The organism is Halomonas sp. BC2 (assembly GCF_002078115.1).
Lineage (GTDB): Bacteria > Pseudomonadota > Gammaproteobacteria > Pseudomonadales > Halomonadaceae > Vreelandella > Vreelandella stevensii.
The window spans coordinates 1-964 of sequence record NZ_LFGT01000023.1 but is presented as its reverse complement, the minus strand read 5'-3'; the positions used below and the strand labels follow the sequence as shown (position 1 = coordinate 964).

Below are 964 nucleotides of genomic sequence, written 5' to 3'. Positions count from 1 at the left end.
AAGCTCTTCGCATTCTGGCGTGACAGCGAAGCAACTCCCAGTAAAGTGCCATGAACATCAGCACGTCATGGATTCATTGGGCGACTGCCTGGGCAAGCACCGGTGCCACCATCATCGCGGGCTAAAGCCCTCCTCCCACAACAGCAAAGTGGCGGGAGTGAGGCCAGTGGATTCAGGATAGCTTGAGTAGCCACTTTAGCCTGCCTGTGGGAGGCCAATTCATTGGGCGACTGCCTGGGCAAGCACCGGTGCCGCCATCATCGCGGGCTAAAGCCCCCTCCCACCTTCAAGTTGGCTCAAGCCGCTTGTTTGTCCAGGCGCGTCATTCGCTTGGCTTCAAGCGCAGTCGGCGGCGCCTTGACCAAACATATCGAACATCAGCTCGCGGCCCATGCCCGTCAGCACCCAACGGCCATAGCTGTTGTACGTCGCGGCACCGCTCTCTTCCAATACCTGTTGGCACATGGCCCAGCCGGTTTGCTGCTGGCGCAGCGTGTTCAGCTCATGACGGGACAAGCCCCGTTGGGGCAAGGTGATGGTTTCAAGGACATGGCCGCTTTCATAAAGCAGCTCGGCAGCACGGGAAAGGCAATGGCGCAGGCTGCGTTGCAGATGAAAGGCAGCGCTGGAGGCCTGAGGTAACGCTTCTGCGGGCATGGATGACTCCTGCAATCGCACGGAAAAGGGGATGTGCTGCGGTGCATTATAAATGAGCCGGGATGTTAGACCAAGGTCTATGTTGAACCATGAGGGGCGCGCAGGGTGGTTGCCACATGTCTGCAACGTAAAGCCCGTAGATTTCAATTGTAAGCCGCTGAAATTCGCCTTTGCCAACACAATGCGCTCAGCAAGAAAATAATGAAAAATTGGATGAACCCTAAAGACTGGGGTTAAATGGCCGAAGGTTATTAGTAATACAGCACACTGTTAAACGATTCATTGGCGCCGGAGCACATAGCGAGGG

The 964-nt window shown here is 56.0% G+C and carries 1 protein-coding gene; it reads right to left on the bottom strand.

The genetic code is table 11. From position 1 onward, the window contains the following. Positions 1-336: 336 nt before the first annotated feature. Positions 337-657, bottom strand: a complete 321-nt coding sequence (locus B7L71_RS13740) for a hypothetical protein (RefSeq protein WP_081138647.1) — start codon at positions 655-657, stop codon at positions 337-339. Positions 658-964 lie beyond the last annotated feature (307 nt).